Here is a 16,667-nt window from a genome sequence, read left to right on the forward strand (position 1 = left end):
TTTAAAAAACCGCCTTATGGCGGTTTTTTGCTATCTGGGGTTTGATAAATGACAGACAAAGCAACTATTCCTATGAGTGCACAGCTTTTAAAACACATTCTTTTATGGACCGTTTTTGGTTACTGCTACCAAAGCGGCATGAGCGTACTAATTAAAATGGCAGCCGATGCACAACCAGAACACCCATTAATTACAGCGTTTGCATATGGTGTAGGTTTTAATATTTTAGTGGCACACTTAATTACTAAGTACGATACAAAATGGCCCCTAGTTGCCTCAGTTTTTATTGGTGTAGTTGGATTAGTCGCTGTACCAATTATTATTGGCGGCACCGCTAGTTTATTAACTTTTTCATTGCTTGTTGGATTTTTATTCAGTTTGATACTTAGTTGCTTTATTGTTGGTCTGTTAAAGGTAAAACTCAATAAAAACTAGCACCAAACGTGCGTTATTTTGTGATAGCATACTCATGTCTTTTAACTAACAAAACGTGAAAAACACATTATGTCAGATAATTTTACTACAGATGCTGAAAAAGCAAGTTACGGTATTGGCTTACAAATGGGTGAGCAACTTAAGTCTAATCCTTTTGAAGGCTTAAACCTAAATTCAGTGTTTGAAGGCATGAAAGATGCGTACGCAGGTAGCGCTTTTCAAGTTGAGATCCCAGAGATCCAAGCTGCATTTGAAAAAGTTAACGAAGAGATTCAAGCTCGTCGCGAAGAAGAGTCAAAAGTACTTTCTGCTGAAGGTATTGCATTCTTAGAAGAAAACGCAAAACGTCCTGAAATCACTGTTACTGAGTCTGGTCTTCAATATGAAGTATTAGCAACAGGTGAAGGCGAAAAGCCAACTGCTGAGTCTACAGTACGTGTTGATTACCACGGTACATTAATTAACGGTACAGTATTTGATAGCTCTTACGAGCGCGGTCAACCAGCTGAATTCCCAGTAGGTGGCGTGATCAAAGGTTGGACTGAAGCGTTACAAATGATGCCAGTAGGCACTAAATGGCGTATTTACGTTCCTCATGAGCTAGCTTATGGTGAACGTGGTGCAGGTGCTGCAATTGCACCTTTCTCAACGCTTGTATTTGATGTTGAGCTACACGAAATCCTTTCTTAATAGTCGTTATTAAGTTAGTTAAAAAACCGCGCTTATTATTAGCGCGGTTTTTTTGTGCCTATAAAAATTACCTTTAATTATTGTCAGGCAATACGCATAGTCACTTTTAAAATGATTAACGCCAAACGCCAAACGCCAAACGCCAAACGCCAAACGCCAAACGCCAATTACAAAGCAAGTCATTAAAAAAAACCGCATTTAAAAATGCGGTTTCAAAAGGGAGTTATTAATTAAACACTTTAATGTCAAAGCATAGCTTTTAATGATTAAAAGTAGCCGCGAACACCCAAGCGAATATTTCTACCTGGAAGAGGGGCTTTATCTTTTATAAATGAGGTATGAACAAACCCTAGCTCATCAGTCAGGTTATCAACATTTATATAAAATTGAGCATCAACAGCACCTAACCCTAATTGGTAGTTAGCTTGAGCATCAAATAAAGTATAACCATCTGTTTGGCTTTCAAACGCAGTGATATCATTTTGATCGAAGTAATGTGTACCAGTTAGGGTTAGTTGCAAGCTACCTAAATCAAACTGTAATTCAGAGCCTAACTTATTTGCTGGTATACGAGGCAAGTTGCCTTCGTCATTTTTAAGTTTAGCGCGGGTAGAGTCACCAAATACTTTAAGCATTGTGTTTGGTGTAATTTGGTAGTGTGCATCGAACTCAAATCCATAGAGCTCTGCATCTTTGCTTCTAAATTGGTAAACAGCGACTGCATCGTCGTGTGCACCAACAGCTGATTCTAAACCCTCTTCTTCATCGTAAACTAAGCCCGTATTTTCTTGGAAATAGAAATTTTTAATATCATTATAGAAAAAGTTTATAGTGTAACCAAAATCTCCGCTAAAGCGTCTAAAGCTTAAATCAAGGTTAGTTGATTTTTCTTGTTTGATGTCCTCAGGTTCAAAATGCGCTTCGTTATCTTCGATGTGGTAACCTAAGCCAAGTTCGTAAGTACCTGTTGCAATGTGTAGGCCATTTGATAACAGCTCAGCAGAAAGCGGCGCACGCTCAGAGTGAGATAGGCTCAGTGCTAAACTTTGTCCTGGTGTATATTGCCAAATAGCCCCTGCAGATGCACTTACGTTAGTAAAACTTTCACTGTAGGCAATTATCTCTTCTTCATGTTCTTCTTCAACTTCTTCATCATGGTCATGATGATGCTCAGCAGAAGATATTTTACTTTCAATTTTGTAATCTTCAATACGAGCACCAAGCTCTAAAGTTACATCACCAAACACGCGTTCTTCTAACACATAAAGTGCATTTGAGGTTGTTATACTGGCTGGAGTAAATGCTTCATCACCAATTGCATCGTAGTCAGAATCGCTGTAATGATAGCCCAGCATACCATGCCAATCCGCGAACTTATGTTCTACGTTTAAACGCGCTTCGGTAGTTTTATTAGTGAACGTGGTGCCAATTTCACCATCTTCAATTTCACTGTGTGAATAGTCTGTATAACCTATACGTAGGTTGATTGTCTCTATCCAGTTATTGTGAAGCGCATAGCTGACTAAGCCTTGCCAACGGTCTTGCTCTAGCTGTGCAAAAACAGCTTCTTCGCCTTCTTCTTCATCCTCATGTTCTGCATGTTCTTCTTCAGTTTCACCTTCGTGATCATGCTCATGATGATGTTCATGTCCAGGTATTCCATAGTCAGTTTCTATACTACCGTAAGAAAATCCAACAGTAAGGTGCTCGCCAACGTAGCTAGTACCAAAATTTAGTGTTTCGCTATCAATAAACGTGTTTTCTACTGAGTTTTCAGTTTCAACGTCGCCATCTTCGTCAGTTACTGTAAATGTAGGCGTTTCATAGTCATCGCCACTGCGTTTAGTCCCATCAAAATGAAAGTTAAATCCGTCATTTCCTGTTTCTAGTTTTGCGGCCAGGGTATTTGAGTTAGAAACAGTGTCATGGCTGTATTCAGCGGCGCCAGTTAAATCATCTAAATTACTCGTTGGAATACGGTTATCAACCACATTTACCACCCCACCAATTGCACCTGAGCCATACAAAAGTGTACTTGGTCCACGAAGTACTTCAATTTGTTCAGCTGCTAAGCTGTCGCTTGAGGTTGCATGGTCTGGTCCAATGCGCGACGCATCACTAGCATCTAATCCGTTTTGGGTGATTTTAACGCGAGGACCATCTAAACCTCGAATAATAGGGCTTGAGGATACAGGGCCAAAGTAGCTTGCATTAACACCAGGTAAACCTTTTAGTGTTTCGCCAAGTGTTGGTTTAGATTTATTTCTTAACTCATCACCCGACAGAACGCTTACCGGTGAAATCATTTCTAAGCTGCTTTTGTGTAGCGCAGATGCATAAACCACAACGGTTTCAACCGAGGTTGGTAAAAGTGAAACCGTGACATTATTTGACGATTCAGTCACCGTTATTCTTGAATCTACGTAGTTGTCTTTACTGATATGAAGTTGGCTGTTAGCGTCAATTTCAATTGAGAATTCGCCAAGCTCATTACTTTTTATAGTTTGATTTTTTCCATGAACATGAATGGAAGCGTTTTCAATAGGTTGATTTTTATCGTTTATTACCTTACCTGTTATTGTTGCAGCTAGGGCGGATTGGGTGCATAAAACCGATAAAATGGCAGAAGAAATTAATGTTAACTTAGTCATTGGTAAATTATTTGGTGATTACATGTTGTGATATAATATAACAGTTCATAATTTTTGAATCAACAATGTTATACTATAACCTTTGCTTTTGCGTTTAATCAACTAAAAATGATGATAAATCACTCAGGTTGGTATTTTATCTGCTATCAATCATTAGTACATCAAGCTTGTATTGTGCACGTTTTTGGTTTTTTAAGTCAGTAGGCTCTAGCATTTCACATTCGTCACGTAGCATTTCGGCTATTAGGCTAGGGTATTGGCGGCAATCTTCAGGTCGGTCTAGGTAAATATTACATATGAATTTATCGCGATCACCTTCATCTTTTTTAGGTTCAATTGCTAAAAATGGGCAGTTATTTAATTTATCACCTGTGTTCGGCTCAAACCAAATTTTATTGTTTTGTACATATTGATAAATCTCGGGATTAAAGAGCGCCCACATTTCAATTTCTTCTGATGATACGTCGAGGTCACCACCACCATATTTGGTACAGCATTTACCACACTGGTTACACTCTTTCATGATTTATTCATCTTTATATAATTTTTACAATTATTAGTTTAACAGCTCATGTTAAATTGTTTGAAATTATTATTTTATTTACGCTAAGCATTTTAATTTATAGCCTGAAAAAGCTTACCAAATATTCTTTTTCGTTCTGATATTTACAAATCAACTATAGTTAAGCCTTATAGAGGGTTTTACTACCTATAAAATAGATAAACCTCATCAAAAATACATTTTTAACTACTGCCCCTGGAGTTAAATCGTTTGCTATATACTTTAATGTTGTATGATCGGCCTAAAGGCATATTTAATGAGCCATTTAAATTTATATTTTGCTATTTTAAGCATAAATACATTAAGGGTGATACGTAATGATGAATACAAAAGTATACAAAGCGGTACATGATTTGGCTGAAGAATTAATGAGTGCGGCGAATAAAAATGATCGCAAACGCTTTGAGTTACTTTTTTCTAAACTAAAAGCAATTTGTGAAGAAAACGAAAATACCTCTAAAGATCATCCTGTTCAGTGGGAAACACTGGCTGATTTTACAGAAGAGTTAGAAGATGCTATTACTACCTACGAGAAGGCACTAGCAAAATCTATTGCTATTAATAATAAAGACCATATGTCGTCGGTTGCTTTTTCTATGGCGACACTGCAACTTGAGATGGGCCAAAAAGAAGAGGCTATAAAAAATCTTCAAAGTGCCAAAGTCAGTGCAAATAAAATAGAAGACAAAGAACTTAAAGCAGAGATTCATGACTTGTTAGAGTCACTTGTTGAAGAAGAAGGCTAATTAAAGTTTTGGCGTATAGCGTTTTTAAAAGGGTGATTATGTTTAAATACGGTTTATATTTATTTACGTTTTTACCTTTTTGTTCGTTTGCTAACTCTTTCAATCAGCAAATATCCGCAGCTCTGATTGAAAGAACAACACACGATATTACTTATGACGGCAGTTATTATTCAATGACCTATCCCGGTGGTGATGTACCAAGTAATATTGGTGTGTGTACCGATGTTATTATTCGCGCTTACCGCCAATTGGGTGTGGATTTACAACAAAGAGTACATGAAGATATTCGAGCAAATTTTGCTATGTATCCGTCTGAGCGAATTTGGGATTTAAAAAAACCAGATAAAAATATCGACCACAGGCGTGTACCTAACCTTCAAGTATTTTTTAAGCGTCAAGGCACAGAGTTAACTATTTCAAGTAACTCACGTGATTATAAAGTTGGTGATATAGTTACTTGGATGTTACCCGGTATCTTACCCCATATAGGCATGGTTGTTACTGAAGCTTTAAACAGCGCCGAGAATGTTCAAATTGTACATAATATAGGGCGAGGGCCAGAAATAAGCGAAATGCTATTTGATTATAAGATTACTGGTCATTATCGTTTTACTAATAAACATTATAATGCCCAGTAAAGATGGGTGCTGCTATAAAGCTATTAATTATTTTAGATTAATACTTATATTGCCGTTTGGCTTGCTACAGCATAAAAGTATTTCACCATCACGAACAAACGCGAGTGGCTCTTCATTATATTTAACATTGCCAGATACTAAAGTTGCTCTGCAAGCACCGCAGTAGCCTTCACGACATTGATAAGCAACGTCTATTTTTTGAGATTCTAAGCAGTGTAAAAGAGAAGGGCAGCCAGGGCTATATTCAATGCGCTGGCTGTTTTCTGCAAGTGTAACACTTGCAGTCGTTTCGTTATTCATTATAAGTCAAAGTCACCAAATTCAGCAGCATCAACTTGTGAATCTATTTGACCTACAAGGTATGAACTAATTTCTGCCTCTTGTGGTGCAACCTGAACATTATCAGACACTAACCATGAGTTGATCCATGGGATAGGGTTACTGTTGTTTTCAAATTGGGCTGGCAAACCAATAGCAGTCATACGTGCGTTAGTAATATATTCAACATACTGACATAAAATATGCTTGTTTAAGCCAATCATAGAGCCATCTTTGAATAGGTACTCTGCCCATTCTTTCTCTTGCTCGGCAGCTTGTACAAACATTTTAATTGCTTCATCGCGACATTGAGCTGCAACGATTGCCATTTCTGGATCGTCTTTGCCGTCTTGCATGATATTTAAAATATGCTGTGTACCCGAAAGATGAAGTGCTTCGTCACGTGCAATTAGTTTAATTATCTTAGCGTTACCTTCCATAAGTTCACGCTCAGCAAATGCAAATGAACAAGCAAAGCTGACATAAAAACGAATTGCTTCAAGAATGTTTACCGACATCATAGCGAGGTAAAGTTTCTTTTTCAGCTCGAATAAGTTTACAACCACTGTTTTACCGTTGATTTCATGCTTGCCTTCACCGTAAAGGTTGTAAAGTGAAACAGAGTTAATTAAATCATCGTAATAAGTCGTTACTGCATCAGCGCGCTCGCTAATTTTATCGTTGCTAACGATGTCATCAAAAATAAGCTCTGGTGATTGTGTTACGTTACGAATAATGTGCGTGTATGAACGGCTGTGAATTGTTTCACTAAATGCCCAAGTTTCTATCCAGGTTTCAAGTTCTGGGATAGACACGATAGGTAGTAGCGCAACGTTAGGAGAGCGGCCTTGTACACTATCAAGCAGTGTTTGATATTTTAAGTTACTTAAAAATATGTGCTTTTCATGCTCTGGTAGCGCCTGAAAATCTAAACGGTCTTTACTCACATCTACTTCTTCTGGTCGCCAAAAGAAAGACAGTTGCTTTTCAATTAACTTTTCAAAAATAGGATATTTTTGTTGATCGTAACGCGATACGTTAACGGTCTGGCCAAAAAACATTGGCTCTTGCATTTGGTTATTATGATTACGACTAAAAGTAGTATAAGACATGTTTATCACTCAAAAAACTATCAGAACAAAGCGGGCTGTATGCCCGCTTAAGATAAAATTAACGACTATATTTTACACGCGCCGCCTGCACAATCGTCATCTTCCACTTCTGGAGTGTCGTCTTGTGCATCAGATGCGCCATCACGGGTATTATGGTAATACAACGTTTTGACCCCCAATTTGTAGGCGCTAAGTAAGTCTTTTAATAAGACTTTCATAGGTACTTTACCGCCTTCAAATTTATTTGGATCATAATTTGTGTTTGCAGAAATAGTTTGGTCAACAAATTTTTGCATGATACCGACAAGCTGTAAGTAACCATCATTAGAAGGAATGTCCCAAAGTAACTCATAGTTGTCTTTCAAACGTTCGTACTCAGGTACAACTTGTTTTAAAATACCATCTTTACTTGCTTTAACACTAATGTGACCGCGTGGCGGCTCGATACCATTTGTTGCGTTCGAGATTTGCGATGACGTTTCTGATGGCATTAATGCGCTTAGTGTTGAGTTACGCATACCGTGTTCTTGTATGCTCTTACGCAGTGTATCCCAATCAAGGTGCAGTGGCTCATCACAAATTTTATCTAAGTCTGTTTTATACGTATCTGTTGGCATAATGCCTTGAGAATACGTTGTTTCGTTAAACTTAGGACATGCACCACGTTCTTTTGCAAGTTCGTTTGACGCTTTCATCAAGTAGTATTGAATAGCTTCGAATGTTTTATGTGTTAGTGCATTTGCACTGCCGTCTGAATAACGCTTACCATTTTTAGCTAAGTAGTAGGCATAGTTGATTACACCTATTCCTAACGTACGACGTCCCATTGTTGCGTTTTTGGCAGCTGGTACTGGGTAGTCTTGGAAGTCGAGTAAGTTATCGAGTGCACGTACTGCTAGCTCCGCAAGCTCTTCTAGTTCATCTAGAGACTCAAGCGCACCTAGGTTGAAAGCAGACAATGTACATAATGCAATTTCGCCTTCTTCGTCGTTAACGTTGTTAAGTGGTTTAGTCGGTAATGCAATTTCTAAACACAAGTTAGACTGACGTATTGGCGCAACTTTCGCTATAAACGGGCTATGTGTATTACAGTGATCTACATTCTGTAAGTATATGCGGCCAGTACTTGCACGCTCTTGAGCAAACACAGAGAACAATTCAATGGCTTTAATACGCTTTTTACGAATTGACTCGTCTTGTTCGTATTTAACATATAACGCATCAAATTCGTCTTGATCTTCAAAAAACGCATCGTAAAGACCTGGCACGTCTGATGGGCTAAATAACGTGATGTAATCGTCTTTAATCAAACGAGAATACATTAACTTATTAAACTGTACGCCGTAATCTAAATGACGAACACGGTTGTCATCAACACCACGGTTATTTTTAAGAACTAAAAGGTTCTCTACTTCTAAATGCCATAGCGGGTAGAATAGGGTTGCTGCGCCGCCGCGAACACCACCTTGCGAACAACTCTTAACAGCTGTTTGAAAGTGCTTGTAAAAAGGGATACAACCAGTGTGGTATGCTTCGCCATTACGAATATGGCTTCCTAATGCACGGATACGACCAGCATTAATACCGATACCAGCACGCTGAGAAACGTATTTTACAATAGCTGACGATGTTGCATTGATTGAATCAAGGCTGTCGCCACATTCAATAAGTACGCAAGAGCTAAATTGACGAGTAGGCGTACGTACACCAGCCATGATCGGCGTAGGCAATGAAATTTTAAATAACGATACCGCGTCGTAAAAACGTTTTATATATGAAACTCGTGTTTCTCGTGGGTAATCTGCAAATAAGCTTGCAGCCACTAAAATATATAAAAACTGTGCGCTTTCATAAATCTCACCCGTTACACGGTTTTGAACTAGGTATTTACCTTCTAATTGCTTAACTGCAGCGTAACTAAAATTAAGATCGCGTGAGTGGTCAAGGTATTCGTCTAATTCGTCAAATTCTTGCTCTGTATAATCAGCAAGTAAGTGAGCATCGTAACGTTTATCACTCACCATTTTTGTTACGTGATCAAATAAACGTGGAGGCTCGAATTGACCGTATGCTTTTTTACGTAAGTGGAATACAGCTAAACGCGCAGCAAGATACTGGTAATCAGGTGATTCTTTAGAAATCTGATCGGCAGCCGCTTTGATAATCGTTTCGTGAATATCTTTTGTACGAATACCATCATAAAATTGAATATGTGACTTTAATTCAACCTGTGAAACCGAAACGTTATTTAAACCTTCGGCGGCCCATTCTATAACGCGATGGATCTTATCAAGATCAAGAGGCTCTTTGCGCCCGTCACGTTTGCTTACAGATAACTGTTGGTTCATAGCTTTGCCTGTATTCCTTGGGGATAATGTATTTTTGACCAATGTTGTACGTCTCAAAAAGAGAAGTAGTGCTCATTTTTTATAAGTTTTACCCAATGAGGTAAATTTAATTGAATAACATTTGGCCACAATATCTGGTGTTGTTCAATTTAGAGATCACAAGATAGTGTGGTCTGAGTTGATTTGCAAGGGGCATAATTGCCCCTATTTGTGGATAACGTTGGGATAACGTATTTGTGTTAGTAGGCATTAACCTTTGATCATTCATTGAAGTTGAAATTTTTAAAAATCAACTCAGGATCGACTAAATTTACACATTTTGAAAATAAATTTCGGCTGCTTTTTTTATCATCAAGCTTTGCGTAAAAACTAACACAATCACAATATATAGTGTTTATATCTAAAATGGGCACTATATATGGTTAAATGCGTCAATAGGGCTACGCCAGTTAAAATCAGCTTTCCAAGTAAGTGCTTCTGCATCGCTTGGAATGTACCCCCACAGAGCAGTAGCTGTAGGCATACCTGCTGCTTTACCCGCTTGAATGTCTCGCTCGGCATCACCTATGTATAAACAGCGAGCTGGTATTACGTCCATTAGTTTTGCGCAATGAAGTAAAGGTAGAGGAGAGGGTTTGGCTTCTTCAAGCGTATCACCGCTAATAACAACTGCCGCATTTTTTAAAGCGGGGATCGCAGCGACAAGCGGCTCAGTTAAAAAGCCAGGCTTGTTTGTCATGATCCCCCATTTGATCTTTTTGTGATCAAGTGAGATCAGTAGTGGTTCAATACCGGCAAAGCATTGGGTGTATTTCGCAATGTTTTGGGCATAGCTATCGACCAATTGCTTTATCAACTGTGCTTGTGCAAGAGAGGGCCACAACTCTTTAAAACCCGCTTCCAATAAAGCTGCCGCTCCATTAGAAGCCGCTGGGCGATATATGTCGCTCGTTACTTCGGCAATTTGATTTGCTCGTAATACACTATTAAGTGCAGCGCCTAAATCGTCAGCTGTGTCGAGTAAGGTGCCGTCTAAATCAAACAAAAACGCATCATATTGATAAAGTTCTAATGATGAACCTGCGCTCTTCATTACACCAACTTCTCAAAATGAAGGATATAATTAACACTAACATCATTATTAAGTGTGTATTGTTTAGAGAAGGGGTTATACGAAAGTCCTGAGCTTGCACGTACTTTTAAGCCCGCTTGCTCGGCCCACGCAATTAGCTGCGCCGGTTTAATAAACTTTTTGTGATCGTGAGTTCCCTCTGGAACCATTTTTAATAGTTTTTCAGCACCTACAATTGCGTACAAGTAGGCTTTCGGTGTTTTATTGAGGGTAGAGAAAAAAACATCAGCGCCAGGTTTTGCAAGTTTGGCAACGGCGTGAATAATTGAAGCGGGGTCTGGAACGTGTTCGAGCATTTCCATACAGGTAACAACGTCAAATCGTTCAGGGTGTTCTTCAGCAAACTGTTCTGCGGGTATTTTTATGTAATCTACATTAACACCCGTTTCTAGGCTGTGTAATTTAGCGACAGTCAAAGGCTCTTGTCCCATATCAATACCTGTTACCTTTGCCCCCATACGTGCCATACTTTGGCTTAAAATACCCCCACCACAGCCAACATCGAGTGTTTCTTTATCAAATAAACCTTGCGTTTTATTTGCAATAAAATCTAGGCGTAACGGATTAATTTCGTGAAGAGGTTTAAACTCACCCTCTAAATCCCACCAACGCTCTGCGATGGCTTCAAACTTAGCTATTTCTGCGTGATCTACATTTTGATGTTCGGTCATAAAATACTTCCTCGTCAATCTGAGGCCATTATATAGGCCTAAATTGATAAATCGCAAAGTTTTGCGCCTGTAAATTAAAATTAATTGTGATAGCATGTCTGTTAGTAATAATAACAATACTCTTTAAAACCTAATACTGGGTTATTAAGAGCTGCTACTGAAGGAATGTGATATCAAATGACTGATCTCGCCAATGAAATTCTGCCAGTCAATATTGAAGACGAGTTAAAAAACTCCTACTTAGATTACGCAATGAGTGTAATTGTAGGACGTGCATTACCAGACGTACGTGATGGCTTAAAGCCAGTTCACCGCCGCGTTTTGTTTGCAATGAACGAGCTTAGTAATGATTGGAACAAGCCTTACAAAAAGTCGGCACGTGTTGTCGGTGATGTAATCGGTAAATACCACCCACACGGCGATAGCGCAGTTTATGACACGATAGTTCGTATGGCACAGCCATTCTCACTTCGTTATATGCTTGTAGACGGCCAGGGTAACTTTGGTTCTGTTGATGGTGATTCAGCTGCTGCTATGCGTTACACCGAAGTACGTATGGCTAAAATGTCTCATGAGTTATTAGCGGATCTTGAGAAAGAAACGGTTGATTTCGTTCCTAACTACGATGGCACAGAGCAAATTCCTGACGTTTTACCAACCAAGGTACCTAACTTACTTGTAAATGGTTCTTCTGGTATTGCCGTAGGTATGGCAACAAACATCCCACCACATAACTTAACTGAAGTTATCAATGGTTGTTTAGCATTAATTGTTAATCCAGATTTAACCATAACTGAGTTAATGGATTACATTCCTGGTCCAGATTTCCCTACAGCCGCAATCATTAACGGTAAAAAAGGGATTGAACAAGCGTATCAAACTGGTCGTGGCAAAGTGTACATGCGTGCACGTGCTGACATCGAAACAGACGAAAAAACGGGTCGTGAAACAATTATTGTTCATGAAATCCCTTATCAAGTTAACAAAGCACGCTTAATTGAAAAAATAGCGGAGCTTGTTAAAGATAAAAAGATTGAAGGCATTAGTGCACTACGTGATGAATCAGATAAAGACGGTATGCGTATCGTTATTGAGATAAAGCGTGGTGACGTAGGTGAAGTGATTCTAAACAACCTATATGCACAAACACAGTTACAAACAGTGTTTGGTATGAACATGGTTGCACTCATCAATAACCAGCCTAAGTGTTTTAATTTAAAAGAAATGCTTGAAGAGTTTATTATTCACCGTCGTGAAGTAGTAACTCGTCGTACAGTATTTGATTTACGTAAAGCGCGCGACCGTGCACACATGCTAGAAGGTCTAGCAATTGCACTTGCCAACATTGACCCAATTATTGAACTTATTCGTAAATCTCCAACACCTGCAGAAGCAAAAATAGCGTTAACTGCACGTTCGTGGGAATTAGGTAATGTTAAAGCAATGCTTGAAAAAGCAGGTGAGGCTAACGTTGCTCGCCCAGATTGGTTAGCTGATGATTTAGGTATACGCGACGGCCAGTACTTCATTTCTGAGCAACAAGCTCAAGCGATTCTTGATTTACGCCTTCACAAGCTAACAGGCCTTGAGCACGAAAAAATCTTAAGTGAATACCAAACACTGCTTGATTTGATTGCTGAGCTGTTACACATATTGGCAAGTCCAGAGCGCTTAATGGAAGTAATTCGTGATGAATTAGTTGAAATTAAGGCGCAATATGGTGATGAACGCCGTACTGAAATCAACGCAGCCGCGCATGATATCAGCCTTGAAGACCTCATTACTGAGGAAAATGTTGTAGTGACACTTTCTCACGAGGGGTATGTTAAGTATCAGGCATTGTCTGATTACGAAGCGCAACGTCGTGGCGGAAAGGGTAAGTCTGCAACGAAGATGAAAGACGAAGATTTCATCGAGCGTTTATTAGTTGCAAATACGCACGATACTATTTTATGTTTCTCTACAGCTGGTCGCTTATATTGGTTAAAAGTGTATCAATTACCACTTGCAAGCCGTGCAGCACGCGGTAAGCCAATTGTAAACTTATTACCTTTAGAAGCTGACGAACGTATTACCGCTATACTGCCAGTACGTGAGTACGAAGAAGATAAATACATCTTTATGGCAACTGCTTTTGGTACTGTTAAGAAAACACCATTAACAGCCTACAGCCGTCAACGTGCTAGCGGTATTATTGCTGTTAACCTTAATGATGGCGACAGCTTAATTGGTGTTGATATTACTGACGGTACGAACGAAATAATGTTGTTTACTGATGCGGGTAAGGTTGTTCGCTTTAAAGAAGCTGAAGAATCTGCTGTTGTAGATGAAAACGGTAACCCAGTATTAGACGAAGAAGGTAACCCAGAAATTCGTTTCAAGGGTGTTCGTCCAATGGGCAGAACGGCAACGGGTGTACGCGGTATTAAAATGACCGACGAGCAACGTGTTGTATCGCTCATCGTGCCAAAAACTGATGGCGCAATATTGACTGTAACTGAAAATGGTTATGGTAAACGAACTCAACTTGAAGATTACCCATCTAAGAGTCGTGCAACACAAGGTGTTGTATCAATTAAGGTGAGTGAGCGTAATGGTGCTGTAGTAGGTGCTGTTCAAGTTGATGACAACGACGAAATAATGCTTATTTCAAATCGCGGAACGTTAGTGCGTACTCGTGTGAACGAAGTTTCAACAGTTGGTCGTAACACACAAGGTGTTATTTTGATCAGAACTATTGACGAAGAGCAAGTAGTTGGTTTACAACGTATAGAAGAAATTGAAGTTACAGAAAGTGACTTAATCAATACTGAAGACGTTGAAACAGTTGATACAGTTATAGATGAAGTCGTGGATGATAATCCTCCTTCAGAATAATTGAGATTGAAAAAGCGGCCTTGGCCGCTTTTTTTAATGTTGTTGAAAAAAATTAATACAGCGTGGATTTAATATTTTCATGTTGCGTGTATAAATTACTGGAATGAGGCAAAGGTAATGAGTAAATATAATTTTTGTGCAGGGCCGGCTATGCTTCCGCAAGCGGTAATGCAAAAAGCACAAAAAGAATTCTTAGATTGGCAAGACATGGGCGTTTCTGTAATGGAAATTAGCCACCGTAGTAAAGAATTTTTGGCATTAACTGCAAAATGTGAAGCAAGCTTAAGACGCTTAATGAATATTAGCGATGAATTTGAAGTTTTATTTATGCATGGTGGTGGTCGCGGTCAGTTTAGTGCAGTGCCCCTCAATCTTCATCAAGCAGATAAAAAAGCTATCTACTGCGAAAATGGTGTGTGGTCTAAAAGCGCGACAGACGAAGCTAACAAGTTTACGTCAACAACCAGTGTTGATGTACGTAACGATGCAGATGGAAAATTCTCAATTAAAAATGTAGCTGATTGGGTTTTACCTGCAGATGCCTCATATATTCATTATTGTCCGAACGAAACCGTAGATGGCTTAGAAATTTTTGAGGTGCCAAGTCATCCAACGGCACCAATTGTTGCCGATATGTCGTCAACGATTTTATCGCGCGAAATTGATGTAGATAAATTTGATTTAATTTACGCTGGTGCGCAAAAAAATATTGGTCCATCAGGTATCGCTATCGTTATTGTGCGCAAAACATTACTTGATCGTGAAGGTTTAGCTAAGCCTGGTATTTTAGATTATGCACTCGAAGCGAAGCAGGGCAGTATGTTTAATACACCACCCACATTTGCATGGTACTTAGCTGCAGAAGTGTTTGAATGGTTAGAAGCACAAGGTGGTGTAAAAGCAATGGAAGCTCATAATATCGCTAAGGCTGAACTTCTTTATAATTTTATTGATGAGTCTCCTTTTTATTCAAATAAAGTAGCCAAGCATTGCCGCTCACGTATGAACGTCCCATTTTGGCTTAATGACGAAAGCTTAAATGAAAAGTTTGTATCACAATCTAAAGAAGCTGGTTTATTAGCGCTTGAAGGGCACAGAATAGTAGGCGGTATGCGCGCAAGTATTTATAACGCAATGCCACTTGAAGGCGTGCAAGCGCTTGTTGATTTCATGGCAGCTTTTGCGAAGGAGAATAGCTAATGGAGCAACTTCGTTTAGAACCGATATCGCGTGTTAACGGCTCTGTGACATTGCCTGGATCAAAAAGTTTATCTAATCGTATTTTACTGCTGGCTGCTCTGGCTAGCGGAACAACCGTTGTAGAGAACTTACTCGATAGTGATGATATTCGTCACATGTTGGGAGCACTAGAGCTTTTAGGTGTAACAGTAACACTTAATGAAGACCGAACAGTTGCAACTGTTCATGGTGTTGGTGGTGAGTTCAAAAAACCTAATGAACCTTTATTTTTAGGTAATGCGGGTACAGCATATCGTCCGTTAACAGCTGTTTTAGCTGCTGTTAAAGGTGAATATGAGTTAGTCGGTGAGCCACGTATGGAAGAGCGCCCAATAGGGCACTTAGTTGATGCGCTTCAAGCCCTTGGTGGTGATATTACCTATACAAACCACAAAGAGTACCCACCGCTTAAAATTGTTGGTGGGCAAATTAATGGTGGCGAAGTTGAAATTGATGGCAGTATTTCAAGTCAATTTTTAACCGCTTTATTAATGGCAGCTCCATTATTCAGTGGTGATACGCAAATTACAATTAAAGGCACATTGGTGTCTAAGCCTTATATTGATATTACTTTAGGGGTTATGGCGCGTTTTGGTATTACCGTTGAACATTCAGACTATTCACTATTTAAAGTAAAAGGTGGCCAACAGTATCAATCACCTGAACGCATAATGGTTGAAGGTGACGCATCATCGGCTTCTTATTTTGTTGCAGCCGCAGCCATTGCTGGTGGCGAGATTGAAATTAAAGGTGTGGGTGCTAAATCGGTTCAGGGTGATATTGGCTTTGCGAAGGTGATGGAACAAGTCGGTGCTCAAATTGATTGGTACGATGAACGTTTAGTTGTGAGGAAAGGCGAGTTAAAAGGGGTCGACATAGACGCCAATGCCATTCCAGATGCTGCAATGACGTTAGCTACCGTTGCTTTATTTGCTAAAGGTCCCACAGCTATTCGTAATATTTATAATTGGCGTGTAAAAGAAACAGACCGCCTTTACGCTATGAGTACAGAACTTCGTAAAGTAGGTGCAAAAGTGGTTGAGGGGGAGGATTTTATTGAAATAACTCCGCCATTAACATTTAACGATGTCGCTATTGACACTTACGATGATCACCGGATTGCTATGTGTTTTGCCATGGTTGCAGTGGGCGGAAAGCCTATAACAATCAATGACCCTAAGTGTACCTATAAAACATTTCCTACGTTTTTCAATGTATTAGCATCAGTGAGTGAATAGGCTTTTTATA

14 protein-coding genes are annotated in these 16,667 nt (G+C 39.3%); 7 read left to right on the forward strand and 7 right to left on the reverse strand.

Translation table 11 applies throughout. The annotated features are described in order from the left end of the window. The first annotated feature begins 48 nt into the window (after positions 1 to 48). On the forward strand, positions 49 to 435 hold the full coding sequence (locus tag MTF67_RS13215; RefSeq protein ID WP_248519772.1) for a hypothetical protein: 387 nt from the start codon (positions 49 to 51) through the stop codon (positions 433 to 435). 69 nt (positions 436 to 504) lie between these two features. Then, positions 505 to 1,125 carry an FKBP-type peptidyl-prolyl cis-trans isomerase gene (locus MTF67_RS13220; protein ID WP_006794455.1) on the forward strand — a complete coding sequence of 207 codons (621 nt, stop codon included), beginning with the start codon at positions 505 to 507 and terminating at the stop codon, positions 1,123 to 1,125. Positions 1,126 to 1,391: 266 nt separating this feature from the next. On the opposite strand, the gene MTF67_RS13225 is transcribed toward MTF67_RS13220, so the two are convergent. Both MTF67_RS13225 and MTF67_RS13230 read right to left on the reverse strand, forming a co-directional pair. Beyond that, on the reverse strand, positions 1,392 to 3,776 hold the full coding sequence (locus MTF67_RS13225; RefSeq protein WP_248519773.1) for a TonB-dependent receptor: 2,385 nt from the start codon (positions 3,774 to 3,776) through the stop codon (positions 1,392 to 1,394). 136 nt (positions 3,777 to 3,912) lie between these two features. Next, a complete protein-coding gene (locus MTF67_RS13230; protein WP_248519774.1) occupies positions 3,913 to 4,299 on the reverse strand; it encodes a YkgJ family cysteine cluster protein in 387 nt (128 codons plus the stop codon). 356 nt (positions 4,300 to 4,655) lie between these two features. Between MTF67_RS13230 and MTF67_RS13235 the strand changes: the two genes are divergently transcribed. Then, positions 4,656 to 5,084 (forward strand): hypothetical protein, encoded by a 429-nt coding sequence (locus MTF67_RS13235; protein ID WP_039036914.1) that lies wholly within the window; start codon positions 4,656 to 4,658, stop codon positions 5,082 to 5,084. A 38-nt stretch (positions 5,085 to 5,122) separates the two neighbouring features. Further along, positions 5,123 to 5,722: a DUF1287 domain-containing protein gene (locus tag MTF67_RS13240; RefSeq protein WP_248519775.1), complete on the forward strand. Its 600-nt coding sequence runs from the start codon at positions 5,123 to 5,125 to the stop codon at positions 5,720 to 5,722. 27 nt (positions 5,723 to 5,749) lie between these two features. On the opposite strand, the gene yfaE is transcribed toward MTF67_RS13240, so the two are convergent. The 5 genes from yfaE to ubiG form a co-directional block, all read right to left on the reverse strand. Further along, a complete protein-coding gene (gene yfaE, locus MTF67_RS13245) occupies positions 5,750 to 6,022 on the reverse strand; it encodes a class I ribonucleotide reductase maintenance protein YfaE (RefSeq protein ID WP_010557418.1) in 273 nt (90 codons plus the stop codon). Next, the gene (gene nrdB / locus MTF67_RS13250; protein ID WP_006794448.1) at positions 6,022 to 7,152 is read right to left on the reverse strand and encodes a class Ia ribonucleoside-diphosphate reductase subunit beta; all 1,131 of its coding nucleotides are present in this window, start codon (positions 7,150 to 7,152) and stop codon (positions 6,022 to 6,024) included. Before nrdB ends, yfaE begins: the two co-directional genes overlap by 1 nt. Before the next feature lie 65 nt (positions 7,153 to 7,217). Next, positions 7,218 to 9,500, reverse strand: a complete 2,283-nt coding sequence (nrdA, locus tag MTF67_RS13255; RefSeq protein WP_010557417.1) for a class 1a ribonucleoside-diphosphate reductase subunit alpha — start codon at positions 9,498 to 9,500, stop codon at positions 7,218 to 7,220. A 412-nt stretch (positions 9,501 to 9,912) separates the two neighbouring features. Continuing rightward, entirely contained in the window at positions 9,913 to 10,593 is a 681-nt protein-coding gene (locus MTF67_RS13260; RefSeq protein WP_248519776.1) for an HAD-IA family hydrolase, read from the reverse strand. Next, positions 10,593 to 11,303 (reverse strand): bifunctional 2-polyprenyl-6-hydroxyphenol methylase/3-demethylubiquinol 3-O-methyltransferase UbiG, encoded by a 711-nt coding sequence (ubiG, locus tag MTF67_RS13265; protein WP_010557415.1) that lies wholly within the window; start codon positions 11,301 to 11,303, stop codon positions 10,593 to 10,595. The genes MTF67_RS13260 and ubiG overlap by 1 nt, the downstream gene beginning before the upstream one ends. 177 nt (positions 11,304 to 11,480) lie before the next feature. On the opposite strand from ubiG, the gene gyrA reads away from it, so the two are divergent. The 3 genes from gyrA to aroA all read left to right on the forward strand — a co-directional run bounded on the left by gyrA (position 11,481) and on the right by aroA (position 16,657). Then, positions 11,481 to 14,180 (forward strand): DNA topoisomerase (ATP-hydrolyzing) subunit A, encoded by a 2,700-nt coding sequence (gene gyrA, locus MTF67_RS13270; protein ID WP_248519777.1) that lies wholly within the window; start codon positions 11,481 to 11,483, stop codon positions 14,178 to 14,180. A 117-nt stretch (positions 14,181 to 14,297) separates the two neighbouring features. Continuing rightward, complete coding sequence (serC, locus tag MTF67_RS13275) at positions 14,298 to 15,380, forward strand: 3-phosphoserine/phosphohydroxythreonine transaminase (RefSeq protein ID WP_248519778.1); 1,083 nt, start codon at positions 14,298 to 14,300, stop codon at positions 15,378 to 15,380. Next, positions 15,380 to 16,657 carry a 3-phosphoshikimate 1-carboxyvinyltransferase gene (aroA, locus tag MTF67_RS13280; RefSeq protein ID WP_248519779.1) on the forward strand — a complete coding sequence of 426 codons (1,278 nt, stop codon included), beginning with the start codon at positions 15,380 to 15,382 and terminating at the stop codon, positions 16,655 to 16,657. Before serC ends, aroA begins: the two co-directional genes overlap by 1 nt. Positions 16,658 to 16,667 lie beyond the last annotated feature (10 nt).

It is taken from the genome of Pseudoalteromonas sp. 2CM32C, from assembly GCF_023161925.1.
GTDB lineage: Bacteria > Pseudomonadota > Gammaproteobacteria > Enterobacterales > Alteromonadaceae > Pseudoalteromonas > Pseudoalteromonas marina.

Coding starts and splice junctions, on each gene's coding strand:
- MTF67_RS13215 (WP_248519772.1), top strand. CDS start 49: ATGACAGACAAAGCAACTATTCCTATGAGTGCACAGCTTTTAAAACAC.
- MTF67_RS13220 (WP_006794455.1), top strand. CDS start 505: ATGTCAGATAATTTTACTACAGATGCTGAAAAAGCAAGTTACGGTATT.
- MTF67_RS13225 (WP_248519773.1), bottom strand. CDS start 3,776: ATGACTAAGTTAACATTAATTTCTTCTGCCATTTTATCGGTTTTATGC.
- MTF67_RS13230 (WP_248519774.1), bottom strand. CDS start 4,299: ATGAAAGAGTGTAACCAGTGTGGTAAATGCTGTACCAAATATGGTGGT.
- MTF67_RS13235 (WP_039036914.1), top strand. CDS start 4,656: ATGATGAATACAAAAGTATACAAAGCGGTACATGATTTGGCTGAAGAA.
- MTF67_RS13240 (WP_248519775.1), top strand. CDS start 5,123: ATGTTTAAATACGGTTTATATTTATTTACGTTTTTACCTTTTTGTTCG.
- yfaE (WP_010557418.1), bottom strand. CDS start 6,022: ATGAATAACGAAACGACTGCAAGTGTTACACTTGCAGAAAACAGCCAG.
- nrdB (WP_006794448.1), bottom strand. CDS start 7,152: ATGTCTTATACTACTTTTAGTCGTAATCATAATAACCAAATGCAAGAG.
- nrdA (WP_010557417.1), bottom strand. CDS start 9,500: ATGAACCAACAGTTATCTGTAAGCAAACGTGACGGGCGCAAAGAGCCT.
- MTF67_RS13260 (WP_248519776.1), bottom strand. CDS start 10,593: ATGAAGAGCGCAGGTTCATCATTAGAACTTTATCAATATGATGCGTTT.
- ubiG (WP_010557415.1), bottom strand. CDS start 11,303: ATGACCGAACATCAAAATGTAGATCACGCAGAAATAGCTAAGTTTGAA.
- gyrA (WP_248519777.1), top strand. CDS start 11,481: ATGACTGATCTCGCCAATGAAATTCTGCCAGTCAATATTGAAGACGAG.
- serC (WP_248519778.1), top strand. CDS start 14,298: ATGAGTAAATATAATTTTTGTGCAGGGCCGGCTATGCTTCCGCAAGCG.
- aroA (WP_248519779.1), top strand. CDS start 15,380: ATGGAGCAACTTCGTTTAGAACCGATATCGCGTGTTAACGGCTCTGTG.